We start from the raw sequence: 26,619 nt of genomic DNA, 5'->3' as shown, positions 1-26,619 counted from the left end.
CGTTTATCATGTATCAAAAGGAGTGATTTATACATCTTATCCGGCTAAATCTCGCCTGCGATAACTTACGAGTGCGAGCAGACTGATGATAACGGCTATAGCTGTTAATACTAAAACATTAATCAGCTTAAAATCATCTACAGGTAAACTTGGCACCCATTCAAAAGGGGATAGTTTATTCATCCATTCAGGGAATTCTAAAGCACCACCCAAATACACGACAACAAAGGAATAACCTAAATAGGCCCAAGTGATCCACAGCCATCTTCCAATACCAACACATAACGCTGCCAAGCTTAACATGATCCAAACTGCAGGTAAGTACGCCATCATCGTTTCAAAAACTGTCATAAACTGCAATCCATCAACTGATCTCTGACCCATCAGTCCCATACCAATACCAGCGGCACTGACAACGATCAAGCTAAACAATAAACCGATCACTAAATGTACACCGAGAAGTGACTGTTTTGATGTGGCTGTGGCAACAACAGATTCCAATCGATTTAATTTTTCTTCCTTCGCCAATCGATACATCGATAAAACAACCGGAACCGTCGCAAAAATCGTAATGATAACAGCTAACATCGAAACGAATTCTTCAATTAAGGCTCGACCTGTTAATTGGTCAATATTCAGCATCTCTTTCATAATTTCAATTTCTGCTACATATGTCCCAGTTTCCCCTAACACGGAACCATACGTAGCTCCGAAAATCAGCATACCGACGACCCAAGCAATAATCGAGACTCGTTGCATCGTCACTGTAAAACCAACTTGAGTCTGTAACCATTTCGAAGCATTTCGTGGACCTTGACGGGCTGGTAATAATCCTGCTCCTAAATCACGTTTTGCATTCAAATAAAGCGCTAGACCCGTTAATAATAATGCCGCTACCAATAACAGCGCGACTGGCCACCAATGGTTATCCACCATCACACGCGTCTCAAGCATCCATCCAAGCGGTGACCACCAAGATAATCCGTCATACGATACGTCGCCGAGCCCCCGAATCGCATACGATACAATCAACACAAAAAACGCTAAGCTAATCGTGCCTCTAGATGACTCTGCTAATTGTGCACAAACGGCTGTAACAGCAGCGAAAAACAGACCAACAGCACTTATTCCTACGCCATATAACAAAGCACCTTCAAACGAAATCGAGGCAACCGATAATAAGTACAATCCAGCCCCTACACCAGAGGCCAATACGACAAATGACAGCGTATGGTGAATCATAATCGCAGCTAATGGAGCCAAACGTCCTGTTGGAAGTGAACGGATGATTTCCATGCGACCAAGTGATTCCTCTTCACGCGTATGTTTCGATACTGTTAAAATACTAAAAATTGCAGTTGCTAACGCTGTGAATAAGTACATTTGATGTGCTATAATCGCGCCAATATCATACTGTTCGACACCATAAGCTGGTCCTAACAACATCGTAATCGCTGGATTTAAGACAGATTGCGCCAGTCGTTGACGATCTCCTTCATCTGGATATAATCCTTCAAATAAGATGGCTGTTAAAACAGTGACAGCTATAATAGAAACCAGCCATATGACTAATCTCAATCGATCTTGTTTCAATTGCCATAACAGAATAGACCCCGTTTTACTAAACCAAGCTCGCATTAGACGTCACCCTCTCCAACATCATAATGACGCATGAATAAGTCCTCTAAAGTCGGTGGGGCGCTTTCAATTTTCGTCACTCCAGCTTGTGCAATGGCTTGCATCACATCATCTAATACTTCCCGGTCAACTTGAAATTGGTAACCCCAGTCCGTTTCTTTCCATTCGTGAATCCCTTGATCTGGTAAGGCCAACGTTTTTTCTGTTTCGACATATAAATGCGTTCGTGTTAAATGGCGCAAGTCTGACATCGTCCCGGTTTCAATCACTTCACCATCACGAATAATCGCAATACGGTCACATAACTTCTCGACTTCAGATAATATATGACTCGACAGTAGTACACTTTTTCCTTCTGCTTTTGCCTCTAAAATCAGTTCCTGAAATTTCCGTTCCATAAGGGGATCGAGCCCTGAGGTCGGTTCATCTAAAATATATAAATCACAATCCGCTGCAAACGCTGCCACTAAAGCTACTTTTTGACGATTCCCTTTCGAATAGGTACGGCATTTTTTTGTCGGATCCAACTGAAAACGTTCAATCAAGCGTTGTTTCCGTTCCTGATTCACCTCTTGACCTCGCAAATGAACTAAGTAATCAATCACTTGACCACCTGTTAGATTAGGCCATAAATTAACATCACCTGGTACATACGCTATGCGTTTATGAATTTTAACAGCATCATGCCAAACATCCTGACCAAAAATAGTCGCTTCCCCAGCTGTTGCTTTCAAAATACCTAATAAAATTCGAATCGTTGTCGACTTCCCAGCACCATTAGGACCAATAAACCCAAAGATTTCTCCTTTACCAACATCCAAATCGACCCCAGTTAAAACTTTAACTTGACCGAATTGTTTCGTTAATCCTTTTGTTTGCAATACTGACACAACGCTCTCTCCCTTCTCGCTTTAACCAAACGATTGTGCAATACCATTACACTAATGATATACCCATTCTAACGTATAATAGGCTTGAATTAAGTGTTTTATTAAATAATTTGAGAGATTATATTCAAAAAACTATAATAATCCTTATATACAGTTTATAGTGAAATGAACGAATAGATGAATTTTCCTATGACGACATCCGGTTTTTAATCCGTTTCAAATTTATCAAAAGGGGAATTCATACTACACAGAGGTGATTACATGCACTACCGTCACGCTATATTTTTATTTAATGGCAATAAAAATGCTCAAGAAAAAGAAACCATGTTAAAACAAATCATGCCAATATTAGCAACACAAATTAAAGATATCGATCTTGTTCAAACAGAATCAGAGCAAGAATTAAAAAATCGCTGCCATACGGTTTCCCAGTATGATTTATTAATCCTGTACGGAGGCGATGGCACTCTACATACAGCCGTTAACGAACTTGCCGAACTAAATGACGTGCCACCTATTTTGTTACTACCTGGAGGTACATGTAACGATTTTTCACGGACAATTGGACTACCCCAGAACCTCAAAAAATTTGGACCTGTCATTAATCAGAATGAGACAAAAGAAGTCGATATTACTCAAATTAACAATCACTATTACACAAACTTTGCTGGGATGGGTCTGATTACTGATGCCTCTGAAGGTATTGACCAAGAGTTGAAGGAATCATTCGGGACCTTAAGTTATTTCATTAGTGCGATTCAGTCCTTTCAAGCAGGCGATACGAAACGATTTTATGTCACAGCTGACGGTGAAGACTATGAAATCGATGCAGCGATGTTACTTGTGATGAATGGATTTTTCATTGGAACACATCATTTCCCGATTGAAACCATAGACATTAGCGATGAACGCTTAGATATTGTCATTGTTGAAGAATCCAACATGAACACCATTAAAGAATGGCTGTCACTTAAAAATGTGTTCAGTCGTACGAAACCACTTAATCAAATTCGTCACTTTCAAGCAAAAGACATTGTCATTCGATCCGATCAAACATTAGAAGTCGATACAGATGGCGAAAATTATATCCAAACCCCAGCACATATTACAGCAGGCAAAAAGAAATTAACGTTCATCACTAGCTCCACCGTATAGCAAAATACTGTTAAAATTTTTATAAAAAGAATTTACTGTTTTCAACACTTTATGAGCTGAAAATGTGGTATGATTAAGTTGTCATTATTTAGGAGAGGGGTAACAAAATGAAAAAAGTATTACTCACAGCTGTGTTAGTATTATTTGTTGTGTTAGCAGCATGTGGTGATGAACGTAGCAATAAGGAAGTTGTCGCTGACGCATTCGATAACATGATGAACGCTGAAAGTTATGAATCGTCATCAACAGTGGACTTTGAATTAAGTGGCAATATGAATGATCCAATGTTTGACCAAGTTACGAGTATGTTAAATGACTTTGAACTACAAGTTGATCAAGCATATGATCAAGAAGCACAAATGCAAGAAGTAGTTATGGATATTAGCGGTTCGATTCCGCCATTATCTCTTGATGTTAAACTTCCATTCTTACAAGACCTAGAAAACCAGGTTATGTATATGAGAACAGATAGCCTAGCTGATAATTTAGGGATGATGTTCCCAATTCCTGAAGAAGCTAAAGGAAAGCTTGTTAAAATGGATTTACAGAATATGCAAGGTGTCGAAGGTGAAGATATGCCTGAGATGGAGCAAGAAGAAATGCAAGAACGCAGTCAGGCGATTTTTAAAGATTTCATTGAACAAAAAGATGAAGGTGACTTCACACAAGAAGAAAATCGTTATTCTGTCTCAATTACAAAAGAAGATTTCCGTTACTTAATGGAGGCCTTCATGGAAGAGTTTGATGAAATGTTCACTCAAGAAGAGGTAGATACATTTAATCAAGATTTCGATACGATGATGAAAGAAATGGATGAGGTTTTAACCGTTGAACAATTTGATATGTCAATGGTGATTGAAGATGACCAAGTCCAAGAAAATACTCTTGAAGCTGATCTGTTATTTGAAGATCCAGAATCAGATGAATCGATGCAGTTTTACACGAATGTACAAACGACTTACAGCAACCGTAATGGAGATGTTGAATTTAGTATCGATCCGGAAAATGAAGAAACGATTAGTTTTGAAGAATTAAATCAGATGATGAATGATATGATGATGCAAGATATGGGTGGCACAAACTAATAAATCCACAATCTCTCGGGAACTTCCCGGGAGATTTTTTATGTGGGGCTGTTAAATTCCGTTGTTGAATTGCGATCCGCTCTCGGTGGACGCTTTCCGCGGGCACGGCTCGAGCCTCCTCGGCCCAAATGCGTGGCCTGCGGGGTCTCGAGACTCGTGCTATTCCCGCAGGAGTCGCCACCTTCTCTCCTCGCAATTCAACAACTGAGTCATAAATTAATTAAAATCAACACTTAACTTAAAAAATTTTTTACTAAAACATCCTATTCGATAATCCATATAAGCAAATTGAAACGAGTATGATGCCAATGTGGTGGATCATCGGCGTTAACAGTAAGCCTGTTGCCATGATTAAAGCCGATATTGATAAACCTAATCCTAATGGTGTTAGATCTCGATTAATAGCATAGCCCCATAACATCAATCCGACTGGAAATCCTAATGACAATATGCCAATGGGTAATAATATTCCATGTTGAGACAACACGTTTTGCTCAACCTCATGAGCTAAATCCAACAACGAGACGAACTGGCTAATCATAAGAAACGGAATCCCGATCCATAAAATAAACAAACTAACACGCCATATTTTAGACGATTCATAACGCCAATAGCCTACTAGTCCAACTTGAATTAAACATAAACCGAACAATAAACTGTATACGAGTAGCTCGTGATTTGACCCCGTCCTCCCCGCTTCACCAAATCCGAATATGGCAGGTAGGTAAAATAAAACAATTCCTATTCGAAATATAGACTTCATACAAACCCCTCTCTTTACACCATCACGTATAAGTTTTTCATACCCTCTTCATACTAACATTAAGCATTTATGAAGAAGGTGAACACATGGGAACACAGGACAAATCCAATCCCGTCTATAAAGATTTTAAGAAAAACGTTCAATTTTTAACTGAACAGTTACGTGTTGATGACAATTTTGATGTTATTCATCATCAACTCGTCCACGCCGAACGAAAAATGGCTCTATTCTATGTAGACGGCTTTGCTAATAATTATTCTTTAGTTGAAACGATTAAAAGTTTAAATAATGTGGAAACATCTGATTTGGAAAAAGACCCAATTGATACGTTAACTCAGTCCATTATTCCGCACCAAGAAATTGAAACAACAGATGATCTCGAAACGGTCATCACTCAAGTTCTGTCAGGTCAGGCTGCTTTCATTATTGAAGATTGTGATGAAGCCATTTTAGTCGATACACGAGAATATTCCATACGTTCACCTCAAGAACCTGACCTAGAGAGAGTTGTACGTGGTCCACGCGATGGTTTTGTCGAAACCATTGTCTTCAATGCTGGTCTTATACGTCGTCATATTCGCGATCGTTCCCTTAATATGAAATATATGCAAGTGGGTACACGGTCGAAGAAGGATGTTGCCATTGCTTATATCGATAGTATTGCGGATCAGGATATAGTAGACAAACTTACCCAATCCATTGAAACCATTGAAGTCGACGGTTTATCCATGGGAGAGAAAACACTTGAAGAATATATATTTGGTAAGCGACTAAATCCTTATCCACTCGTCCGTTATACCGAACGTAGTGACACAGCAAGCGTTCATTTATTGGAAGGGCATGTCTTAATCATTGTCGATGGGTCACCGAGTGTCATGATCTGTCCAACGACTTTTTGGCATCATTTGCAACATGCTGAGGAATATCGGCAAGCACCTGTTGTCGGGATGTTCTTACGTTGGATTCGATTTGCGGCCATTCTCATAGCACTCTTTCTATTACCTATGTGGTATTTACTCGCAACAGATCAACAATTAGGAGGCGAAAGTTTTCAATTCATTGGCATTGAACAACCTGGACAAATTCCTATTTATATTCAGTTCTTACTGGCTGAAGTTGGGGTCGAGATATTAAGGATGGCAGCGATTCATACACCAAGTGCTCTGGCAACTGCACTCGGACTTGTTTCAGCTATTCTTATTGGGGAGATCGCAGTAGAAGTCGGTCTGTTCACACATGAAGTGATTCTATATATTGCTGCTGCAGTCATCGGGAGTTACGCGACACCAAGTTATGAAATGGGTCTTGCTAATCGAATTTTTAGGTTACTGTTTCTAACAGGGGCTGCTGCTTTTGGCTCGACAGGTTTTATCATAATTATAACGTTGTGGATTCTCTTGTTAATAAAAACCAAAACGCTTGATGTTCCATTTTTATGGCCATTTATCCCGTTTGATGGTCGCGCGTTTTTATTAACGCTGTTCCGTTCACCTATTCCATACAATGATTTAAGACCAAGTATCTTACACACAACGGATCCAACTAGGCAAAAACCCAAACGCAAACTGCTTTAATAATCTTGATAAGTAAAAGAATAGGGACAAACCATCTTCACATACCCATAGATATAGAATGACACTGGAGGAAAAGGAAGTGACATCTATTGTTTTATCATGTGAAGGAATTACAGTTCGAAGCTAAACCTGAACGACCTAACCCTTTGTTTGCAAGGCGCCTTCAAGAAATTTTAGGTGGGCAATATGGGGAAATTTCAGTTGCGATGCAATACTTATTCCAAGGATTCAATTTGCGTATGGAAGGAAAATATAAGGATTTACTCTATGACGTCGGGACAGAAGAACTTGCACACGTTGAAATGTTAGCGACCATGATTGCCCGTCTATTAGATGATGCACCAGCAGGCACACTCGAGCAAGCTTCTGAAGATCCTGCTATGGCAGCGATTATTGGGGGTATGGATCCCCAGCATGCCATTGTCTCAGGGCTTGGCGCCATGCCACAAGATAGTAATGGTAACAGTTGGACGGCAGATTATATTGGAGCAAGTGGTAATTTGATTGCGGATTTTCGTGCGAATGTTATGGCAGAATCACAAGGACGTCTCCAAGCCACTCGTTTATATGAAATGACGAACGATCGTGGTGTGAAAGATATGTTATCTTTCTTAATTGCTCGAGATCGCATGCACCAGAATATGTGGTTAGCCGCTTTACAAGAACTTGAAGAACGCGAAGGTGTCGTGGTTCCATCGACCTTCCCTTCTAATCAAGAATTGAAGTCAGTTGCCTATGACTTCTACAACTTTTCACAAGGCAATGCAAGTGCTGAAGGGCGTTGGGCTCACGGACCAAGTATTGACGGCTGCTCTTACTTTAATTACGTGCCTAATCCACCAGCTTATGGAGGCATCCCTTCCATTCCACCAGCACCACCTTATACATTTAATACGAATTTCAATATTCCACCGCAACTTTGCTAAAACTATTCAAGCATACTTTTTGAATCATGCTAAACAACCGTGTTACAAAGGTAATTAGAAAAGGAGGAATCATCATGGCAAATTCAATCTTAATGATTTTAACTAATCACGAAACGATCACAGAAGATCACAAAACAGGATTATGGCTAGAAGAATTCGCGGTTCCTTATCTTAAGTTTATAGAGCAAGGATATGATGTGAAAGTAACAAGTATTAAAGGTGGCGAGGTCCCACTTGATCCAAATAGCATTGAAGATCGACCTGAATGGAAGGCTGCTGAAACAGCTTTAGAAAATACCGAGCAATTATCCAAAGCAGATGCGAATGCATTTGATGGTGTCTTCTTACCAGGTGGACACGGCACCATGTTCGACTTACCAGATAGTGAAACCTTACAATATGTCTTACAGCAATACGCTGAAAAGGATAAAGTCATCGGTTCTGTTTGTCACGGCCCAGCTGGGTTAGTCAATGTGACCTATGAAGATGGCACACCTATTGTGAAAGACAAAAACCTAACAGCCTTTACAGATGAAGAGGAAAAAGAAATGCAATTAGATCAACACATGCCATTCATGCTTGAATCTAAATTGCGTGAAAAAGGTGCAAACTTTGAACAAGGTGATAAGTGGAGCGATTATTCAGTTCGCGATCATAACCTTATCACAGGTCAAAACCCACAATCCAGTGGTTCAACAGCTGATCGTTTTATCCGTGCGATTGAAGCACAAACAGTATCCTAATAATCCAAAGGCTACTTCTTATTTTAAGGAGTAGCCTTTAAGTTTTTTTAACGCTGTAGTATGATAAATTTAGCATTAAAAGCATGATCACAAGGAGCTCTCAATATGAACTGGCGATTTTGGGAATACATAATTCATTATGACCATTGGTATAGCTTAATGATTGCGGGTGCCATATTTCTCGGCTTTTTAGTCGCAAAAGGATTGTTCGCAAAATATATTTTTAAATTAATTCTAGCTGTCACACATAAAACTAAATCTGATTTACTTGATTATATTGTTAAATCCTACGAAAAACCAGTCGGATGGTTATTCGTTATTGTCGGGGTTTATATTGCCGTTCATTATGTTCCATTCCTCGAACAAGATAATGAATTGTTTAGGCACTTCATCCGTTCATCCGTTATTATCGTCATTACTTGGGGACTATATAATTTAGCTTCTAGTTCTTCATTAATCTTGATGAAAATTAACGACAGGATCAGCTTAAAGATTGATCAAATCTTAATCCCTTTTATATCTAAAGCGATTCGATTTATTGTCATCGCCATCAGTTTCAGTATCATCGCTCAAGAATTCGGCTATGAAGTAAGTGGCTTTGTAGCAGGACTAGGTTTAGGTGGACTAGCCTTTGCTCTTGCAGCTCAAGAGGTCATCAAAAACTTATTTGGTGGTGTTGTGATTATCACCGAAAAGCCGTTCACGATGGATGATTGGATTGAAACACCTAGTGTTGAGGGTATCGTTGAAGACATCACATTCAGAAGTACAAGAGTGAGAACATTCGCCGAATCACTCGTCACAATTCCTAATGCAACATTATCAAACGAACCAATCACAAACTGGAGTGAAATGGGTAAACGTCGTATTTACTTTAATTTAGGAGTTGAGTATAGTACACCGAAAGAAAAACTTGAAACCGTAGTTGAGCGTATTCGTGAACTCTTAGAGAATCATGATGGTATTCATCCAGAAACCATTGTGGTAAGATTCACTGAATATAACAATAGCAGTTTAGATATTATGCTCTATTTCTTTACGAAAACTACGGAGTGGGAAGAGCACGTCAAAATTAAAGAAGATATTAACCTACAAATCATGGACATATTATCAGAAGAAGATGTGTCTGTTGCCTTTCCAACACGAACATTATATTTGGATGCGGAAGATGAATCCATTGAACGTATGGCTAAACCATTTAACCAAGATAAATAAGAGAATGGGACAAAACCTCATAAAGCAAAGTAAGACCCGAACGATTTAATTGAAAAAATCGTTCGGGTCTTTGCTTAAATAACGCTCCACCAAAACACTTCGCTTGGTTCTACGTGACATAAGCTCAACATCAGCTCTGCTGACGCAATCGCTGTGTTTCCTTTACCGGGGCACGGCTCGAGCCTACTCAGCCCAAAAGCGGGGCTTGCGGGGTCTCGAGACGCGTGCTGTTCCCACAGGCGTCTACGTGTTTTGATTCCGCTTCATATTTGCTTAACTAATATGTTTTGCTAACATTCATCTTTTGCACAATTAAATATCCTTTTTTCTCAGTTTCTTATATATTATGTCGACTGTGCTTTAGGTTTTTTAGGGAAAAATCGATTGGCGATTTTCGGTGCGTTTTGGAATAAAACGACACCAATTAAAGCTGACATTAAGATAAACACGCTACTAAACGCCGCGATCTCCTGTGATGCTAAAGCAGCGATAATAATCGAAAATTCACCGCGCTGTGTAAAGGATAACCCTGCTCTTAAAGAAACACGTTTTGACATCCCATATGATTGTCCGCCCCAATAACCTACTGCTAGTTTAGCAATAATAGACCAAATTAATAGGATCAATAACAACGGAACCATGGGGATCCCTTCTGTTAATTCAATATTCGTACCGAAATAAACAAAGAACAAAGGTAATAATAAGTCACGAAAGTTTATGACTAAATGTTCCATTTCTTCTGTCCGTTTTAACTCCGCTAATACAATTCCAGCCAAAAAGGCACCCAACACTTCAGAAAGATCTAAGTATAACGCTAAGCCACCATATGTTAAGGCTAAGCCTATGACAAACAGTACGAAAAAGTCTTCGTTCATATAACGGTCAACAAAGGGTCGAAACTTCGGCATCACCCATAACGATAGGAGAATGGCTCCTGCCATAAGTAGTAATACTTGTAACAGAATCAAGGTGATTGAACCAGCTGTAACCGCAGAACCAGCCGTTAAACCAACTAAAACAGCGACCAAAACAGGTGCAACGATATCTTCAAAGATTAACAACCCTAACATAAATTCAGATTCTTTGTTCGCCATTCTCTTACTGCCCTCTAGTAATTTCGCGGTGATTGACGAACTGGTCGCATAAGCTACACCACCAATCAGCATCGCCGTAATCCAGTCGACACCGAACATCAAAGCAATGCCCATAGCCACACCGAAACTGAGTATGACATCAAGAATGCCAGCTTTAAATACTTTCCTTGCTACTTGACTTAACTGTTTTAAGGGAAATTCCATCCCTAACATAAAGAACAATAAAATAATGCCTACTTCTCCAGCAAAACCTAATATATGTGAATCCTCAATCAATCCCCCAATTACCAATCCTACAAATAAGAACGTGATCACATTAGGAACCTTAATTTTAAGCGAGACAAAACCGACTACAAATAATAATAATAACAGTAACCCTGCTGACAACATCTCTGGTAGGTCCATGAGATACTATTCCTTGCAAGTCTTTTCGAATTCTTCGACCGCTTTTTTCCGGCCAAGTACCATTAAAGTATCGCCTTCATGAATCACCACATCATCAGCAGGTTTGGACAGCAGTTCATCTTCACGGAAAATAGCAACAATTGATACTTCGTTTTCACTCAAGTTTTGAGCACTACCAACTGACCGTTCAATCATGCATGAACCTTGTTTAATATCCACCCAGTTAACTAATGCCTTTTTCCGAACGAGACTCATTTGATCGTAAGCATCATCTTCAGGCGTTTCCTCACGACTTCCAAGCAATTTAATCGCCAACTCTTTCGTTTCCTCTGAAGTCAATGTTGTCGAAAATAAAGGTTCATCATCGTCATCATCCTCTAAATAATAAAATTCACGTTTCCCACTATGATGTAAAATCATCACAGTATAAATTCCTTCACTATTTTTAAAGGTGATTTTCTTACCGACACCTGGTAATTCTGTTTCATGAAATTGCATAACGTGCCTCCTCTATTTCTTCTTATTCCTATTATATATAGAATTTTTCCCATTGGCTAATAAGTTTTAATCAATTGTTCATACTAATGACGTGATTAGTAAGGAGGTTATGAATATGAAAAAACATCATCAAAAAGAAACGTTGACGAACCAGCAAGGTCACCCTGTCACGGATAATCAAAACGCCCGAACCGTCGGCAAACGAGGCCCAATGGTTCTTGAAAACTACGATTTTCTTGAAAAGATCAGTCACTTTGATCGTGAGAAAATACCCGAACGTATTGTTCATGCACGCGGTGCTGGTGCTTATGGCTACTTTGAATCTTATGGTGAAATAGACGGTGAACCTCTATCAAAATACACTCGAGCTAAGGTATTTGAAAAAGGTCAACAAACACCTGTCTTTGTCCGATTTTCCACTGTTAATCACGGCAAACATTCTCCTGAAACATTACGAGATCCCCGAGGTTTTGCTGTGAAATTTTATACGGAAGATGGTAATTGGGACTTAGTCGGCAATAATCTAAAAATCTTCTTTATTCGTGATCCCATTAAGTTCCCTGATTTTGTTCACGCCTTTCAACCCGATCCTGTCACCAATATTCAAGACCCTGAACGGATTATGGATTTCGTCAGTCAATCACCTGAAGCGACCCATATGATTACATTCCTGTTTTCACCTTGGGGCATTCCTGCGAATTATCGTCACATGCAAGGATCAGGTGTCCACGCTTATAGATGGGTGAATGCTGAAGGAAAAGCTGTCTTAGTTAAATACCACTGGGAACCCGTTCAAGGTATTAAAAACCTAACACAAATGGAAGCGAACCAGATCCAAGGCGAAAACTTTAATCATGCCACAGAAGATTTGTTTAACGCCATTGAAGAAGGCAATTACCCTGAGTGGGAATTATACGTTCAAATCATGGAAGAAGGCGAGCATCCAGAGCTCGATTTCGACCCTCTCGATCCGACTAAACTGTGGTATCGTGACCAATTCCCTTGGCATAAAGTCGGTAAAATGGTGTTAAATGATAACCCGAAAAATTATCATGCTGAAGTGGAACAGTCTGCATTCGGGACAGGCGTACTCGTCGATGGCCTCGACTTCTCAGATGACAAACTATTACAAGGTAGAACCTATTCCTACTCCGATACTCAGCGTTATCGTGTCGGCGCAAACTACTTACAATTACCGATTAACAGTCCAATAAAAGGGATTCGCACCAACCAAAACGGTGGTCAAATGGATTACCGCACAGATTATGCTGAGGACAAAAACCCGCACATTAACTACGAACCTTCAGCGCTAGATGGATACCGGGAAGCCGAGAATCCTGGCCAGGAACACGAACCTTATGTGGAAGGTAATATTGTCCGTGACCCGATTGAACGGCAAAACCACTTTGGCCAGGCAGGTGAAACTTACCGCCGCATGAATGAATGGGAACAGAATGAATTGATCAGTAACTTGGTTAATGCTTTATCTCAATGTCATGAAACCATTCAAAATCATATGATCGAAAACCTAACGAAAGCTGACTCAGAATATGGAAAACGTGTCGCTCAGGGCTTAAACGATCCAAACGCAACACCTGCACCTGAATTAAATTCAGATGACATCGCTCACCCTTCCGACCCTTATTAAGCCTTTATAAACGAGGTTGGGACAAAAGTTTATAATGCAAGGCAAAACCCGAACGATTTAATTAAAAAATAAATCGTTCGGGTTTTCTGCTTGAATGACGCTCCATCAAAACACTTCGCTTGCCGTGGGCACGGCTCGAGCCTCCTCGGCCAGAAAGGCGTGGCCTGTGGGGTCTCGAGACGCGTGCTGTTCCCACAGGCGTCTACGTGTTTTGATTTCGCTTTGTTACTACTCATCTGTGATAATTTCAAATATTCGTCTTTTGTATAGCTAATTATTCTTTTGTGCCAACATCTTTTTTGTTTTTCTTAAATTAACTAAATTTAGATTAAATAAAAGAATACTACAAGAAATTAACGCTATTTTAGAAATAAATGAGTTGAGGGTAAGAAAATCGTTATAAATATCTGATAATTCATAATTATAATGATTAATTCTATTTTCCAAACTTGTGCATATAATGAGAAAATAATAGTCAGATTGAAAAATTTAGGGGGTACATAAGCAGATGAAAAAATGGATACTAAGTTTAGTTACTTTAGTAACATTATTCACTTTAGTAGCCTGTGGTTCCGATGATGGAAGCTCAGGAGAAGGTGTTGAAGGTAAAACATTCTCTGTCGCAACAGACGCTAACTTTCAACCTTTTGAGTATTTAAATCCTGACACTGGTGAAATGGAAGGTTTCGACATTGACTTATTAAATGCTATAGCCGATGAGGCAGGGTTTGAAGTAGAATACGAAACAATGAACTTCGATGGTTTATTAGCTTCAATGCGTTCAGAAAGACATGATATGGGAATTGCCGGAATTTCTATCACTGATGACCGTGATGAAAACATGGACTTCTCGGATAAATACTACGATTCAGGTTTAATCCTAGCTGTTCCACAGGACTCAGACATCGAATCCATTGATGATGTGGATGGTATGGATATTGGATCGCGCCAAGGCTCAACAAGTGAAGCCTTTTTAAATGATGAAACAGATGCGAATGTTACAGCATTTCCTGAAATCGTCACAGCCTATATGGACTTGGAAGCCAACCGTTTAGATGCGGTATTCTACGACTTACCAAACGTTCAATATTATATTAAAGAGAATGCTCCGGATTCTTTAAAAACAGTTGGCGATTTACAGCAAGGTCAACCATATGGCATCGCCTTTCCTGAAGGATCGGACTTAGTAGAGCCAGTTAACGAAGCTCTTGCAACAATCATTGATAATGGAACATATGCAGAGATCTATCAAGAATGGTTTGGTGAAGAACCGCCAGAAGAATTTCAATAAAAATCCAACTAAGACCTAATCACAATCAAGCGTAACAAGGTCATGCTTGTTACGCTTTTCTTCTTATTATTGAACTGGATGAGTCTATAAAGGAGCGATGCATTTATGATCGATACAATCATGGATTCACCCTATATTAACTCACTTCCCTTCTTAATAGAAGGGTTAAAACTAACATTAATCATTACCATCACCGGTTTAATTTTTGGTTTCATTTTAGGGGCATTAGCAGGCTTAGGGCGCCTTTCTAAGAGCCGTATCATTTATGGTATTACTACTGTATTTGTTGAGGTGGTCCGTGGTACTCCAATTCTTGCTCAAGTCCTCTTTATCTATTTTGGTATTTCTGAGGATTTAATTGGGGTGAATATCAGTGGTTTAACTGCTGCAATCATCGCCATCACTTTAAATGCTGGTGCATACATAGCAGAAATTGTTCGTGGAGCTGTCTATTCAATTGACCGTGGACAGTTTGAAGCGGGACGAGCCATTGGTTTAACAGAAAAACAGACCATGCGTTATATTATTTGGCCACAAGCCTTTAAACGGATGATTCCACCATTAGGGAATCAATTTATCATTAGCTTAAAAGACACTTCCTTATTTTCGGTTATTGCAGTAAACGAACTATTATACCAAGGCCGTACATACTACAATGCAACAGCTGAAGTGTTCGAAACCCTCGTGATGGTTTGTATAATCTATCTGATGATTACGGTTCCAACATCACTTATTTTACGTCGTGTCGAAAGGAAGTTGGATGTCTAGATGATTACAGTTAAGGATTTACACAAGTCTTTCGGTAAAAATGAAGTGCTGAAAGGAATTGATGCAAAAGTTGATGAGAGCGAAGTTGTTTGTGTCATTGGTCCGTCGGGTTCAGGTAAAAGTACATTTTTACGCTGTCTCAACCTATTAGAAGATATTACATCAGGTGAAGTCACCATAGACAAAGAAACGGTTAATGATCCTAGGACAGATATCAATCAATTACGTGCTCAGGTAGGAATGGTTTTTCAACATTTTAACCTATTTCCTCATAAAACAGTTCTAGAAAACGTGACATTAGGAACAACTAAAGTTAAAAAACTAGATGCAAATCAAGCAAATGAATTAGGTACCCAACTCCTTGAAAAGGTAGGCCTTGCTGATAAGGCGAATGAATACCCTGATAGTTTATCAGGTGGACAAAAACAACGGGCAGCAATCGCTCGTGCATTAGCCATGGAACCTAAAGTCATGTTATTCGACGAGCCGACTTCTGCCTTAGATCCAGAATTAGTTGGCGATGTTCTTGAAGTTATGAAAGACCTAGCTCGTGAAGGGATGACGATGGTCGTTGTCACACACGAAATGGGCTTCGCTCGCGAAGTTGGTGATCGCGTGATGTTTATGGATGAAGGGGTTGTGATGGAGGAAGGAAAACCTCAACAGCTCTTTGAATCACCACAAAACCCACGAACACAAGAGTTTTTAAGTAAAATTTTATAGATAAATATAGGAAGGGGATTCTTACACTATGAAAACAGTTAAATTACAAGACATTATCGGAACAGAAAATGACGTTAGAGGGGAAAACTGGGACAGTCGTCGCCTGCTATTAAAGCAAGATGGTATGGGCTTTTCTCTACATGACACGGTGATTAAAGCCGGAACAGAGACACATATTTGGTATCAAAACCATCTAGAAGCAGTTTACTGCATCGAAGGCGATGGTGAGGTTGAAACACTTAAAGATAACAAAGTATACAAAATCACACCAGGTACCGTTTATTCACTAGACGAGCATGATGAACATTTACTTCGTGGTGGCAAAGAAGATATGCGCGTTGTTTGCGTCTTTAACCCGCCACTTTCAGGTAAAGAAGTGCATGACGAAAATGGTGTTTATCCGGTTGATGAAGATTAATAAAAAATTAAAAGTGCTAGATTGCTAAGCTTCAGCAATCTAGCACTTTTTTTAACTCTTCATCTTACTTGTGAACTGATCGACTAACAATGCAATCGCGCCATCACCTGTGACGTTTGTTGCTGTACCAAAGCTATCCTGTGCCATATACAATGCGATCATAAGGGCAATAGCCGATTCTGTAAAACCGAGCATCGAACCTAGAATACCGATTGCTGCCATGATTGCACCACCCGGAACGCCAGGTGCTGCAATCATAATCACACCGAGTGTTGCAATAACTGGTAAAATATCAAATAATCCAGGTGAACTAAAACCGTCCATGACAGTCATAACGGCTACTGTACAACTTACAATGGTAATCATACTTCCCGATAAATGAATATTTGCACTCAAAGGTACTGTAAAATCTGCCACATCATCTTTCACATTATTTTGTTTTGCTTGCCTTAATGTCACTGGAATTGTAGCAGCACTACTCATTGTTCCAAGTCCTGTGAAGTAGGCTGGTAACATGGTCTTGAGTAACTTGAATGGATTTTGGCCCGTGTAAAAACCAGCAATCGTATATTGAATGGATAACCATATCCAATGCATGACAATCGCAACCACTAGCACAACACCAAACACAGATAATGTATCAAAGACTGTGCCTTCAGCAGCCATTTCTGTAAATATACCTGCGATGAAAAACGGTAAAATTGGAATAATTACACGCATAATCACAAATTCAACGACCGCCTTACCTTCATCGAAAACCTTAATTAAGGCCTCACTTTTAAGCTTCGCCATAGCAATACCAAACGTAAATGCTAACACTAGCGCGGTGATAACCCCCATTAACGGATCAATCGTTAAATCAAGAAAACTTTCAGGCGCACTTCCTTCCTCTGGAGCAGTACCTTCTTGTGCCACGAACGGCATAATAATCGTCGCAACGAAGAAAGCTGCTGTACCAGCTAAAATGGTTGAGGTGTAAGCCGTCCCTAAAGTTAGTCCAACTAATTTTCCAGAATTCTGACCTAAATGGGATACTCCTGAAGCAATAAAAAATAGAATAATGAGCGGAATCATGAATTCAATAAACTGTCCGAATAGGTCACTGACTGTCACAAGGGAACGCGTTAACCATTCAATCCCTATTAATCCAATAATCGTACCGAGAATAATACCTGTTAATAATTTTAATATGAGTTTCATTTGATTGGTCGACTCCTTTCCTACTAATAAGTATTAAGGGATATCATACCGTTTTAAAATCGAAATCACAATGCTATTTTAAATAATCGGAATAATTAGATTATTTGTTAAAAGATAAAACTTTGATACAGTCCGTTGTTGAATTGCGATCCGCTCTCGGTAGACGCTTTCCGCAGGCACGGCTCGAGCCAGGCAACTACATCGAATCAACTTCTTTGGAACTTGCACCGAGGAAGCCTACTTCGAAGCGTTACTAGAAGACGCAGGTGCATCCCTCGGCCGAAAAGCATGGCCTGTGGGGTCTCGAGACGCGTGCTGTTCCTGCAGGAGTCGCCACCTTCGCTTCTCACAATTCAACAACTAAGTGCTGTATTTTTTGAAAATCTCCACTAAACCTAACAGAGTCAAAAATACAGAGCGAATGGTATGACCATCCGCCCTGCATCAAAAACTATCGATTTTGTAGAGAAATTTTAGCCTGTCGCTTCTGGAAATCAACGTTTGGATAATACGTGTCTTTGACTAACACATTCGGACCTAAACATTTCGCCATTGGGCAGTGGCAATTCAATGACTGCGCTAGATTAGATGCCATCCACCGGTCGAAACTTTCAACTAATGGCGTATGCTGAATGTTACCAAGACTCGGCTCATCCCCAAAGTCTGTCACCGTCACTTCACCAGAAAAAATATTCACATTTAATCGTGAGCGCCCATCAGGATCATTACGGACTGTGACATTTTTCGCTTGATCTAGACGTTGCAGTAATTCTAAATCATCATTTGATTGGCTACATGGATAAAACGGCAGTGTCCCGAAAAGCATCCAGACATCTTGATCACGAATATCTAGTAAATGACGAATTCCCTGTTTCATCTCATAGAGCGATAATGTATCTAAATCTTTCGCGAAATCGACTGGGTACATCGGATGAATCTCGTGACGGGCACACCCCATTTGTAAGACATGCTCATGAATTTCTTGTAAATGTGGGTACGTTCGGCCATTTAACATGGTTTCAGCTGAAACCATCACACCTTCTGCAGAAAGGCGTTGACTATTATCAACTAACCGATCGAAAAACATAGCACGACTATCGAATGAGGGTTTCCGTTCCATTAAAGCAAATCCCGTTTCCGCAAATTCTTCAACGGTGCCCCAATTATGCGAAATATGCAAGACATCTAAATAAGGAACAATAGCCTCGTAACGTTCATAAGGCAGTGTTAAATTAGAATTAATTTGCGTGCGAACCCCACGTTCATGAGCATAACGTAATAACGGGACGACGTATTGTTCCACAGACTTTTTCGATAACATCGGTTCGCCACCCGTAATACTCAAAGTTCGTAAATGTGGCACTTCATCTAATCGTTTTAAAAGTACATCAATCGGCAGTGGGTCAGGGTCACGAGTCATTAACGTATCGCCAACCGCACAATGACGACAACGCATATTACATAAATGCGTTGTCGTGAATTCAATATTAGAGAGCACGAGTTCTCCGTGTTCGTCAACGTCCATATACGCTTCCCACGGATCATAGCTAGGTGATAATTCTTGGTGTTGATTACTCAATTGCATAAATTTCGTCCTTTCTAAACGTCATAATCTATCATCATTCTAACATAACGAATAGAGTACTAACGGACGAATTCCCATACTGTATAAAACTAGACTAAGATACGATTATCTTCTTTCACCGTTTTGACAATATCCTGAACAATCGCATGAGCAGTTGGTTTCTCACCTGCTCCTGCTCCTTCTAATTTTAAAGATCCAAGTCGATCACTAGATATAACAATCGCATTTTGTACGCCATCAACCGAAGATAGTGGATGGCTTTCATCAACCCACGTCGGCTCAACAACAACCTCAATCGCAGATTCTGATGTAGCATCAATCGTTACAATTGGCTTTAATACTTGATTAGTTGGGTTATTCAGAGCTTCATCTAATTGCAATTGATCAAGGCCTTTTCGACGAATGACTGTGATCTCCTGATGATCTTTCCGAAGTAAATCGGCTAATATATAGGCTTTATTCAAGGCGTCAAATCCATCAATATCATGGCTTGCATCCGCTTCTGCATAACCGAGTTTTGTCGCTTGAGTTAACGCTTCATGAAAGGTTAATCCCTCTTTAGCAACCGCGGTTAAGATATAATTGGATGTTCCATTTAAAATCGCTTCGATACGATGAACGGATTCAAGTTGATGAATCTGGTTTAGCGTGTCAATAATCGGAATGCCACCAGCTACAGCAGCATCGTATTTTACGTTCACCCTATGCTCTTCAGCTAGGTCTTGTAGCTGCCCGCCTTTTGCTGCATACATAGCCTTATTGGCAGTCACCACGTGACATCCCTGTTCAATGGCCTCTGTGACGTATTGATACGCTGACTCAACCCCTGTGATTGCTTCAACCACGATATCAATCGGTTGAGCTAGCACATCATCTATATTGGTCGTGAGTAAGACATGGTTCGCCACGTCACGATGTTTCGATTCATCATTGACGAGAACAGCCGTTACTTGAACTGGGCGATTTAACGTTTGCGCTAATGATTGTTGTTCTTTTTCTATATGATCATAAACACCTTGACCCACTGTCCCAAAACCTAATAATGCAACACGAATCGGCTCCATAACAAGCCTCCTTTATGAATGAACCTCACTTGCCTGTGATGTTTGGCCAGTCGCTGTTTCAATCGCTTGCTCTAAGTCAGCAATTAAATCATCGACATGTTCGATGCCAACAGATAAGCGAATTAAATCTTCGGTTACGCCAGATGCTTTGCGTTCTTCTTCATTTAACTGTTGATGCGTTGTACTTGCTGGATGAATAATTAAACTTTTCGCATCACCGACATTAGCTAAATGCGACCATAATTGAGCGTTATCAATTACAGAAGCACCCGCTTCTTTTCCACCTTTGATACCAAACACCACGATTGATCCAGCACCTTTAGGTAAATATTTAGCCGCTAATGACTGTGATGGATGGTCATCTTTTTCTGGATATAGCACCCAATCAATCGCTGGATGTTGATCTAAATATTCGACAATGCGATGGGCATTCGCAACATGTTCTTTCATACGCACATGTAATGTTTCAAGCCCTAACGCTAATTGGAAAGCATTATACGGGCTTAATGTCGCCCCAGTATCACGAAGCACTTGAACACGCGCCTTCGTAATAAATGCGGCCTCAGGTAGTGCTTCAGCATACACAATTCCGTGGTAACTCGGATCAGGTTCCGTAAAGCCTGGGAACTTCGGCGAATTCCAATCAAATTTACCAGCATCAACTAACACACCACCTAGTGTCGTGCCATTGCCACCTAACCATTTCGTTGCAGAATGGACGACGAGGTCTGCTCCATAATCGATTGGACGAAGTAAATAAGGTGTTGGGAACGTATTATCAACGATTAATGGTACACCTGCTTCATGCGCAATCTCTGCTACCTTTTCTATATCCAACACGTGCAAACCAGGATTTCCAATCGTCTCAGCAAAGACCGCTTTTGTTTTCGGCGTAATTGCTTGGCGGAAATTCTCAGGTTCAGTCGGATCGACAAAGTGTGTCGTAATGCCATGTTTAGGCAGTGTCGTTGAGAATAAGTTATATGTGCCTCCGTATAAGGTAGAAGCTGCTACAATCTCATCCCCCGCTTCAGCTAAATTAAAAATCGCACCTGAAATCGACGCCATACCACTGGAAAAAGCTAAAGCACCAATGCCTCCTTCTAACTGAGCCACTCGATCTTCAAATGCTCCGACTGTCGGATTGCCAATACGTGAATAGATAAAGCCTTCTTCTTGTAAAGAAAATAAATTTGCTGCGTGTTCTGTATGATTGAACTGATAAGAGTTCGTTTGATAGATCGGTAATGCGCGTGCTCCTGTTGCTGGATCTGCTTCTAAACCACCGTGAATTCCAATTGTTTCGACTCGATACTGTTCTTGATTACTCATATTAATCGCTCCTTATTTATCTATTTGTTGAAGGACCTTTTCAACTTCTGGTCCCCAATGATCAAATTCAACTAAAAATCCATCATGACCAAATGCTGTATCAACATGTATATAATGGGCTTTCTTATCAAATGCTTGAAGATCTTGGATAAACTTTCGAATATCTTCTGGCGGATATAACAAGTCATGTTCAAAACCGAATGCATATACAGGGACTTGCCAATCAAAAAATATTTGTTCTAAATCCCCCCGTCCTCGACTAAGGTCATGACTGTTCATCGCCTCTAACAAAACTAAGTAACTATTCGCATCAAAACGTTCAGCAATTTTTTCTGCCTGATAGTTTAAATAATGCGCGACTTGATATTGATCTCCATCGTGCTCTCGGTTAAACCGCGATTGGAATAACGGCGCAGAACGATAGGTAATCATGCCAATCGAACGTGCTAAACCAAGTCCGTCTTTCGGGATTTTTCCCTGCTTCCAATTAGGATCTTGGCGGATCGCTTGAGCCGAAATATGATTAAACGCGATTGCGTAGTCACTGAACTGAGGAGTAACTGCTAGTGGAATAATCGATTTAATAAACCACGGATACATCACAGCCCACTCAAGCACTTGCATGCCTCCTAATGAACTTCCCATCACAGTATGGAGTTGATGAACACCTAACTTCTTCAAAGCTAAAAATTGAATCTCGACTAAGTCACGGAGCGTTAAATTCGGAAAGTCAGCACCATATATCTGACCTGTTTCTGGACTTAGCGATAAGGGCCCTGTAGAACCGTGGCATCCACCTAATGTATTAAAAGTGATCACCTCATATTGATCGAGATCAACATAACCTCCTTCATGGATTAACCCTCGCCACCATCCAGGGTCATCTTCTGTACCTACTGTGATATGATTGCCTGTTAAAGCATGGCACACGAGGATGATTGGTTCACCTTTTGTTCCAGCTCGTTCATAAACAAGTTCAATTTCTTCAAGAAACGTCCCTGACTCTAATGTCACGTTCGGAATAACTACACGATCAGTGACTCGGTTCATATTGCTGTCATCCTTTCGCTTTCAAAACCATAAAAAAACCTCCCTATCTTTGAAAGATAGAGAGGTGTAAATAGACGAATCCATTTGTCTCTCTCATCTCCCAAAGCAAACACTTGCTTCGCAGGAATTAGCACCTTTCAAACCGTTGTTCGAAGGTTGCCGGGCGTCGTCGGGCCAGTCCCTCAGCCACTCTTGATAAGAGTTTAAATTGTTATACAATTTTGTTAATTAGATTATATGCATCTTACCACTTACTTATTCTTAAGTCAATAACCAGATTAAACTTCTTGTTTTTTCGAAGCTTCAATCTTAGCTATCTTCGTTTGAACTTCTTCTTCAGATAAACCGTGTTCCTCGATATAGCGATTGCGAGGGTGCTCACGGCATTCAGGTGAACAACTTCTCATATAGAAATGTTCATTTTCTTCTGAAGCTAGTAACTGCTCGTTACAATCCGGGTTCGCACAGTTTATATAACGTTCACATGGCTCACCTGTGAAATAATCGCGACCTACGACATTGTGTTCAACTTGATTAATCGGTACTGTAATGCGTTCATCAAAAACATAACATTGACCGTCCCAAAGATCTCCTTGAACTTCAGGGTCTTTACCATATGTGACGATGCCACCATGTAATTGACCAACATCATCTATACCTTCGTCTTTTAACCAACCTGTAAAACGCTCACAACGAATTCCACCTGTACAATACGTTAAGACACGTTTACCTTCAAGCATGTCTTTATTTTCCTTAATCCAATCAGGTAGTTCGCGGAATGTGCGAATGTTCGGGCGTATGGCGCCACGAAAATGACCAACATCATACTCATAATCGTTACGTGCGTCTAGAATAATGGCATCATTACGTTGCATTTCTTCATGGAATTCTTTTGGATCAAGAAATTCAGCCGTATCTTCCATCGGTGATACGTCTTCTTCTTCATCCAAGCTTAAGTTCACGATTTCATCACGATGACGAACATGCATCTTCTTAAATGCATGATCATCCGCTTCATCAATTTTGAATTCAATATCTGCAAAACGTGGGTCAGCACGTAAAGCTTCCATATACTTATTCGTTTGTTCCACCGTTCCTGAGACGGTTCCATTCAAACCTTCCTCAGCAACTAAAATACGACCCTTTAATCCGAGGTCAAAACAGAATTGTAAGTGCTCATCACGAAATGTTTCCGGATCTTCAATCGGAACATACTTGTAATAAAGCAATACTCTGTAATCCTTATTAGACATTATGATCACCTTGCTTTTATTTTTTTGCTTTACTAAAGTTTAGTGTTGATTTCAATTGATTTAGCACTAAGTTGTTGAACTGCGAGAAGCGAAGGTGGCGACTCCTGTGGGAATAGCACGTGTCTCGAGACCCCGCAGGAAGCGTTTTTCTTCCGAGGAGGCTCGAGCCGTGCCCACGGAAAGCGTCCACCGAAAGCGGAGCGCAGTTCAACAACGAACTTTAGCTTAGCTACATATTTTAATTAATTTTATCTATAGTTACCAACACTGTATTATATAATATCATAGGAAAATCAGCAACCAAACCAATTCACCAAAAGGTTTATCAAGCGTTCACATTTAAAATGGCATTAATCCATGATAAAGTGATTGAGATAGTCCAAAAGAGGTGAAACCATGAAACCAATCGAAAGTCAGATCGTTCAATACAGAGGTAGCCATTACCATTTTGGCTTGGAACAAGGAAAAGCCTTAAAAGGTACAAAAATCATACATAATCGCTTGAAGCATTGGAAAATAAGACGTCCACGCTTCCAGATTGATATCGATGAAACAAAACAACAATTTATGCGATTTGCACCACAAATGTGGGATGAATTGTTAGGACTACGCGACGGGTTAGAGATGTCCCTAGAAGAAGTATTGCGTGATTTTGGTGGCTACCGCGTGGAAATTAACCGAAGTGGCTGCTCGATTTTAACTGAACAAGACTATATGATTCGTAATTATGATTATCACCCTCAAACCTATGAAGGACGTTTCAGTTTATTCCAGCCTAGTGATGGTGGCTATGCAACAATTGGACCAACTTCGCGGTTAACCGGCCGTATGGATGGCATGAATGAGCATGGACTTGTAATGGCTTATAATTTCACCCATCGTAAAACCCCTGAGGCAGGTTTTGTCTGCTATATGATTGGAAGAATGATTTTAGAAACTTGCCGAAATGTTGATGAAGCGAAGCAGTTATTACAAGCAATACCTCATCGCAATGCCTTTAGCTATATTTTATTAGACCCTAATGGTGAAACCTATGTCGTAGAGGCAAGCCCAAGAGGTGTTGCCATTCGTACAGCTAATGTTTGCACAAATCATTTCGAAGAACTAACCGATGAAAATCGTCATTACCTGGGTGATTCCTATGAACGCGAAGAGGCCATCAATCATCAACGTTATCCAAATATGAGTGCAGACGTTGCTTTTCAATTAATGAATGACCGAGATGGTAGTATTTTCGCGGACAACTACAAAAGCTGGTCAGGTACCCTTCATACTTCTGCCTACTTTCCTAAAGAACGTGAAGTTTGGTTTGCACTTGGTGGCGATGCTGAACCTACACGATTTAACTTTGGGGACTGGTTAAACGGTGAGAATGTGAATCTAGACAAAATGTACGGAGAAGTTGAGACAGAGCTTCCGTTTGCTCATATGGATTAAGCAGATGATTTAATCATGTAAAAAAGCCTCAAAAGGGAAGATCCTTTTGAGGCTTAATTTATATTTAATCCAATTTTTGATACCAATCTTGAGCCGCTTTAATTTCACCTAAATTCAACTGGTGACCTTGACTCTCCCAGTGAAGATTAACGTCTGCTCCAGCATCAGCTAAGATAGCCTTCAAATCTTCAGACTCTTGATCTGGGCAAATCGGGTCGTTCGTTCCAGCTGCTATAAATACACCTTTACCTGATAAATCTGGTAAATCAACATCTCGTCTCGGCACCATTGGATGATGCAGACTCGCTGCACGCAGTGAATCTTGATAATGGAATAACAGACTACCTGCGATATTAGCACCATTGGAATACCCTACAGCAATGACATTCTGACGGTCAAATCCATAATCTTTAGCTGCTTGATCAAGGAATTCATACAGTTCCTGCGTACGGAAAATCAAATCCTCTTCATCAAACACACCTTCCGCTAATCGTTTAAAATAACGAGGCATTCCATTTTCCGATACGTTACCTCTTACACTTAACACATTCGCTGTCGGATCAATATAATCGACAAGTGGTAATAAGTCTTCTTCTGTTCCACCTGTTCCATGTAATAATAACAACGTCGGGTTATCTAAGCTTTCGCCTTCTTTAAAAATATGCTTCATCGTCTCACTCCTTTAACCACCATTAACAACTGATTAATCTAATAATACCTTATCACTTATTTATCTTAAATTCAAAATGATTGCCTTATGTTTGTATTCCTGTTGATTAGGGAAGTGTAGCATTAAGAACTCATTAAGGTGGTGATCATATGTTACGTACAATTTTAATGGTTATTGGTGCAATCGTCGTAATC

Annotated in this window: 24 protein-coding genes and 1 riboswitch; of the genes, 12 read left to right on the top strand and 12 right to left on the bottom strand. The window is 40.1% G+C overall.

What is annotated here, in order from left to right:
* Positions 1–36: 36 nt before the first annotated feature.
* Both FHR85_RS11965 and FHR85_RS11960 read right to left on the bottom strand, forming a co-directional pair.
* Positions 37–1,638, bottom strand: coding sequence for an ABC transporter permease (locus FHR85_RS11965; RefSeq protein WP_167263578.1), 1,602 nt, complete (start codon positions 1,636–1,638; stop codon positions 37–39).
* A complete protein-coding gene (locus FHR85_RS11960) occupies positions 1,638–2,528 on the bottom strand; it encodes an ATP-binding cassette domain-containing protein (RefSeq protein WP_167263576.1) in 891 nt (296 codons plus the stop codon). The genes FHR85_RS11965 and FHR85_RS11960 overlap by 1 nt, the downstream gene beginning before the upstream one ends.
* A 261-nt stretch (positions 2,529–2,789) precedes the next feature.
* On the opposite strand from FHR85_RS11960, the gene FHR85_RS11955 reads away from it, so the two are divergent.
* Together FHR85_RS11955 and FHR85_RS11950 are read left to right on the top strand one after the other, a co-directional pair.
* A complete protein-coding gene (locus tag FHR85_RS11955; protein WP_167263574.1) occupies positions 2,790–3,683 on the top strand; it encodes a diacylglycerol/lipid kinase family protein in 894 nt (297 codons plus the stop codon).
* A gap of 107 nt (positions 3,684–3,790) precedes the next feature.
* Positions 3,791–4,768, top strand: coding sequence for a hypothetical protein (locus FHR85_RS11950; protein WP_167263572.1), 978 nt, complete (start codon positions 3,791–3,793; stop codon positions 4,766–4,768).
* A gap of 253 nt (positions 4,769–5,021) precedes the next feature.
* Here FHR85_RS11950 and FHR85_RS11945 read toward each other — a convergent pair whose 3' ends face one another.
* Positions 5,022–5,531 (bottom strand): hypothetical protein, encoded by a 510-nt coding sequence (locus FHR85_RS11945; protein WP_167263570.1) that lies wholly within the window; start codon positions 5,529–5,531, stop codon positions 5,022–5,024.
* An 86-nt stretch (positions 5,532–5,617) separates the two neighbouring features.
* On the opposite strand from FHR85_RS11945, the gene FHR85_RS11940 reads away from it, so the two are divergent.
* The 4 genes from FHR85_RS11940 (at position 5,618) to FHR85_RS11925 (ending at position 9,989) form a co-directional block, all read left to right on the top strand.
* On the top strand, positions 5,618–7,105 hold the full coding sequence (locus tag FHR85_RS11940) for a spore germination protein (RefSeq protein ID WP_167263568.1): 1,488 nt from the start codon (positions 5,618–5,620) through the stop codon (positions 7,103–7,105).
* A gap of 89 nt (positions 7,106–7,194) precedes the next feature.
* Entirely contained in the window at positions 7,195–8,031 is an 837-nt protein-coding gene (locus tag FHR85_RS11935; protein WP_167263566.1) for a manganese catalase, read from the top strand.
* A 74-nt stretch (positions 8,032–8,105) separates the two neighbouring features.
* The gene (locus FHR85_RS11930; protein WP_167263564.1) at positions 8,106–8,774 is read left to right on the top strand and encodes a type 1 glutamine amidotransferase domain-containing protein; all 669 of its coding nucleotides are present in this window, start codon (positions 8,106–8,108) and stop codon (positions 8,772–8,774) included.
* 105 nt (positions 8,775–8,879) lie between these two features.
* Positions 8,880–9,989, top strand: coding sequence for a mechanosensitive ion channel family protein (locus tag FHR85_RS11925; protein ID WP_167263562.1), 1,110 nt, complete (start codon positions 8,880–8,882; stop codon positions 9,987–9,989).
* A 344-nt stretch (positions 9,990–10,333) separates the two neighbouring features.
* On the opposite strand, the gene FHR85_RS11920 is transcribed toward FHR85_RS11925, so the two are convergent.
* A complete protein-coding gene (locus FHR85_RS11920) occupies positions 10,334–11,488 on the bottom strand; it encodes a cation:proton antiporter (protein WP_167263560.1) in 1,155 nt (384 codons plus the stop codon).
* Positions 11,489–11,494: 6 nt separating this feature from the next.
* A complete protein-coding gene (locus tag FHR85_RS11915) occupies positions 11,495–11,986 on the bottom strand; it encodes a cation:proton antiporter regulatory subunit (protein WP_167263558.1) in 492 nt (163 codons plus the stop codon).
* A gap of 109 nt (positions 11,987–12,095) precedes the next feature.
* Here FHR85_RS11915 and FHR85_RS11910 point away from each other — a divergent pair, with 109 nt between their 5' ends.
* The 5 genes from FHR85_RS11910 to FHR85_RS11890 all read left to right on the top strand — a co-directional run bounded on the left by FHR85_RS11910 (position 12,096) and on the right by FHR85_RS11890 (position 16,834).
* Positions 12,096–13,634 carry a catalase gene (locus tag FHR85_RS11910; RefSeq protein ID WP_167263556.1) on the top strand — a complete coding sequence of 513 codons (1,539 nt, stop codon included), beginning with the start codon at positions 12,096–12,098 and terminating at the stop codon, positions 13,632–13,634.
* Between the two features lie 508 nt (positions 13,635–14,142).
* Positions 14,143–14,925, top strand: a complete 783-nt coding sequence (locus tag FHR85_RS11905; protein WP_167263554.1) for a transporter substrate-binding domain-containing protein — start codon at positions 14,143–14,145, stop codon at positions 14,923–14,925.
* A gap of 105 nt (positions 14,926–15,030) precedes the next feature.
* Entirely contained in the window at positions 15,031–15,693 is a 663-nt protein-coding gene (locus FHR85_RS11900) for an amino acid ABC transporter permease (RefSeq protein WP_167263552.1), read from the top strand.
* Positions 15,694–16,416 carry an amino acid ABC transporter ATP-binding protein gene (locus tag FHR85_RS11895; protein WP_167263550.1) on the top strand — a complete coding sequence of 241 codons (723 nt, stop codon included), beginning with the start codon at positions 15,694–15,696 and terminating at the stop codon, positions 16,414–16,416.
* Positions 16,417–16,444: 28 nt separating this feature from the next.
* Entirely contained in the window at positions 16,445–16,834 is a 390-nt protein-coding gene (locus FHR85_RS11890; RefSeq protein WP_167263548.1) for an ectoine synthase, read from the top strand.
* Positions 16,835–16,885: 51 nt separating this feature from the next.
* Here the strand turns inward: FHR85_RS11890 and FHR85_RS11885 are convergent, their stop codons facing one another.
* The 6 genes from FHR85_RS11885 to trhO form a co-directional block, all read right to left on the bottom strand.
* Positions 16,886–18,034: a dicarboxylate/amino acid:cation symporter gene (locus FHR85_RS11885; protein WP_167263546.1), complete on the bottom strand. Its 1,149-nt coding sequence runs from the start codon at positions 18,032–18,034 to the stop codon at positions 16,886–16,888.
* 451 nt (positions 18,035–18,485) lie between these two features.
* Positions 18,486–19,619, bottom strand: coding sequence for a radical SAM/CxCxxxxC motif protein YfkAB (gene yfkAB, locus FHR85_RS11880; RefSeq protein ID WP_167263544.1), 1,134 nt, complete (start codon positions 19,617–19,619; stop codon positions 18,486–18,488).
* 89 nt (positions 19,620–19,708) lie between these two features.
* Positions 19,709–20,683 carry a homoserine dehydrogenase gene (locus FHR85_RS11875; RefSeq protein ID WP_167263542.1) on the bottom strand — a complete coding sequence of 325 codons (975 nt, stop codon included), beginning with the start codon at positions 20,681–20,683 and terminating at the stop codon, positions 19,709–19,711.
* 12 nt (positions 20,684–20,695) lie between these two features.
* Positions 20,696–22,015 carry an O-acetylhomoserine aminocarboxypropyltransferase/cysteine synthase family protein gene (locus FHR85_RS11870; RefSeq protein ID WP_167263540.1) on the bottom strand — a complete coding sequence of 440 codons (1,320 nt, stop codon included), beginning with the start codon at positions 22,013–22,015 and terminating at the stop codon, positions 20,696–20,698.
* Between the two features lie 12 nt (positions 22,016–22,027).
* Positions 22,028–23,065 (bottom strand): homoserine O-acetyltransferase MetX, encoded by a 1,038-nt coding sequence (metX, locus tag FHR85_RS11865; protein WP_167263538.1) that lies wholly within the window; start codon positions 23,063–23,065, stop codon positions 22,028–22,030.
* A gap of 90 nt (positions 23,066–23,155) precedes the next feature.
* A riboswitch (SAM riboswitch) is annotated at positions 23,156–23,267 on the bottom strand.
* A 76-nt stretch (positions 23,268–23,343) separates the two neighbouring features.
* Positions 23,344–24,318 (bottom strand): oxygen-dependent tRNA uridine(34) hydroxylase TrhO, encoded by a 975-nt coding sequence (trhO, locus tag FHR85_RS11860; RefSeq protein WP_167263536.1) that lies wholly within the window; start codon positions 24,316–24,318, stop codon positions 23,344–23,346.
* 396 nt (positions 24,319–24,714) lie between these two features.
* Here trhO and FHR85_RS11855 point away from each other — a divergent pair, with 396 nt between their 5' ends.
* Positions 24,715–25,755 carry a C45 family autoproteolytic acyltransferase/hydrolase gene (locus FHR85_RS11855; protein ID WP_167263534.1) on the top strand — a complete coding sequence of 347 codons (1,041 nt, stop codon included), beginning with the start codon at positions 24,715–24,717 and terminating at the stop codon, positions 25,753–25,755.
* Between the two features lie 64 nt (positions 25,756–25,819).
* Here the strand turns inward: FHR85_RS11855 and FHR85_RS11850 are convergent, their stop codons facing one another.
* Entirely contained in the window at positions 25,820–26,425 is a 606-nt protein-coding gene (locus FHR85_RS11850; protein ID WP_167263532.1) for an alpha/beta hydrolase, read from the bottom strand.
* Between the last annotated feature and the right edge of the window lie 194 nt (positions 26,426–26,619).

Source organism: Alkalibacillus almallahensis (assembly GCF_011761495.1).
Lineage (GTDB): Bacteria > Bacillota > Bacilli > Bacillales > Alkalibacillaceae > Alkalibacillus > Alkalibacillus almallahensis.
The sequence above is the reverse complement of the archived record's forward strand: the minus strand, read 5'-3'. Positions and strand labels throughout refer to the sequence as shown.

What these genes read in the sequence shown, in the direction of transcription:
- FHR85_RS11905 (WP_167263554.1), top strand. Translation starts at nt 14,143, where the DNA reads ATGAAAAAATGGATACTAAGTTTAGTTACTTTAGTAACATTATTCACT.
- FHR85_RS11920 (WP_167263560.1), bottom strand. Translation starts at nt 11,488, where the DNA reads ATGGACCTACCAGAGATGTTGTCAGCAGGGTTACTGTTATTATTATTA.
- FHR85_RS11915 (WP_167263558.1), bottom strand. Translation starts at nt 11,986, where the DNA reads ATGCAATTTCATGAAACAGAATTACCAGGTGTCGGTAAGAAAATCACC.
- FHR85_RS11910 (WP_167263556.1), top strand. Translation starts at nt 12,096, where the DNA reads ATGAATATGAAAAAACATCATCAAAAAGAAACGTTGACGAACCAGCAA.
- FHR85_RS11955 (WP_167263574.1), top strand. Translation starts at nt 2,790, where the DNA reads ATGCACTACCGTCACGCTATATTTTTATTTAATGGCAATAAAAATGCT.
- FHR85_RS11875 (WP_167263542.1), bottom strand. Translation starts at nt 20,683, where the DNA reads ATGGAGCCGATTCGTGTTGCATTATTAGGTTTTGGGACAGTGGGTCAA.
- FHR85_RS11950 (WP_167263572.1), top strand. Translation starts at nt 3,791, where the DNA reads ATGAAAAAAGTATTACTCACAGCTGTGTTAGTATTATTTGTTGTGTTA.
- FHR85_RS11850 (WP_167263532.1), bottom strand. Translation starts at nt 26,425, where the DNA reads ATGAAGCATATTTTTAAAGAAGGCGAAAGCTTAGATAACCCGACGTTG.
- FHR85_RS11925 (WP_167263562.1), top strand. Translation starts at nt 8,880, where the DNA reads ATGAACTGGCGATTTTGGGAATACATAATTCATTATGACCATTGGTAT.
- FHR85_RS11870 (WP_167263540.1), bottom strand. Translation starts at nt 22,015, where the DNA reads ATGAGTAATCAAGAACAGTATCGAGTCGAAACAATTGGAATTCACGGT.
- FHR85_RS11885 (WP_167263546.1), bottom strand. Translation starts at nt 18,034, where the DNA reads ATGAAACTCATATTAAAATTATTAACAGGTATTATTCTCGGTACGATT.
- FHR85_RS11945 (WP_167263570.1), bottom strand. Translation starts at nt 5,531, where the DNA reads ATGAAGTCTATATTTCGAATAGGAATTGTTTTATTTTACCTACCTGCC.
- trhO (WP_167263536.1), bottom strand. Translation starts at nt 24,318, where the DNA reads ATGTCTAATAAGGATTACAGAGTATTGCTTTATTACAAGTATGTTCCG.
- metX (WP_167263538.1), bottom strand. Translation starts at nt 23,065, where the DNA reads ATGAACCGAGTCACTGATCGTGTAGTTATTCCGAACGTGACATTAGAG.
- FHR85_RS11930 (WP_167263564.1), top strand. Translation starts at nt 8,106, where the DNA reads ATGGCAAATTCAATCTTAATGATTTTAACTAATCACGAAACGATCACA.
- FHR85_RS11890 (WP_167263548.1), top strand. Translation starts at nt 16,445, where the DNA reads ATGAAAACAGTTAAATTACAAGACATTATCGGAACAGAAAATGACGTT.
- FHR85_RS11900 (WP_167263552.1), top strand. Translation starts at nt 15,031, where the DNA reads ATGATCGATACAATCATGGATTCACCCTATATTAACTCACTTCCCTTC.
- FHR85_RS11940 (WP_167263568.1), top strand. Translation starts at nt 5,618, where the DNA reads ATGGGAACACAGGACAAATCCAATCCCGTCTATAAAGATTTTAAGAAA.
- yfkAB (WP_167263544.1), bottom strand. Translation starts at nt 19,619, where the DNA reads ATGCAATTGAGTAATCAACACCAAGAATTATCACCTAGCTATGATCCG.
- FHR85_RS11855 (WP_167263534.1), top strand. Translation starts at nt 24,715, where the DNA reads ATGAAACCAATCGAAAGTCAGATCGTTCAATACAGAGGTAGCCATTAC.
- FHR85_RS11895 (WP_167263550.1), top strand. Translation starts at nt 15,694, where the DNA reads ATGATTACAGTTAAGGATTTACACAAGTCTTTCGGTAAAAATGAAGTG.
- FHR85_RS11965 (WP_167263578.1), bottom strand. Translation starts at nt 1,638, where the DNA reads ATGCGAGCTTGGTTTAGTAAAACGGGGTCTATTCTGTTATGGCAATTG.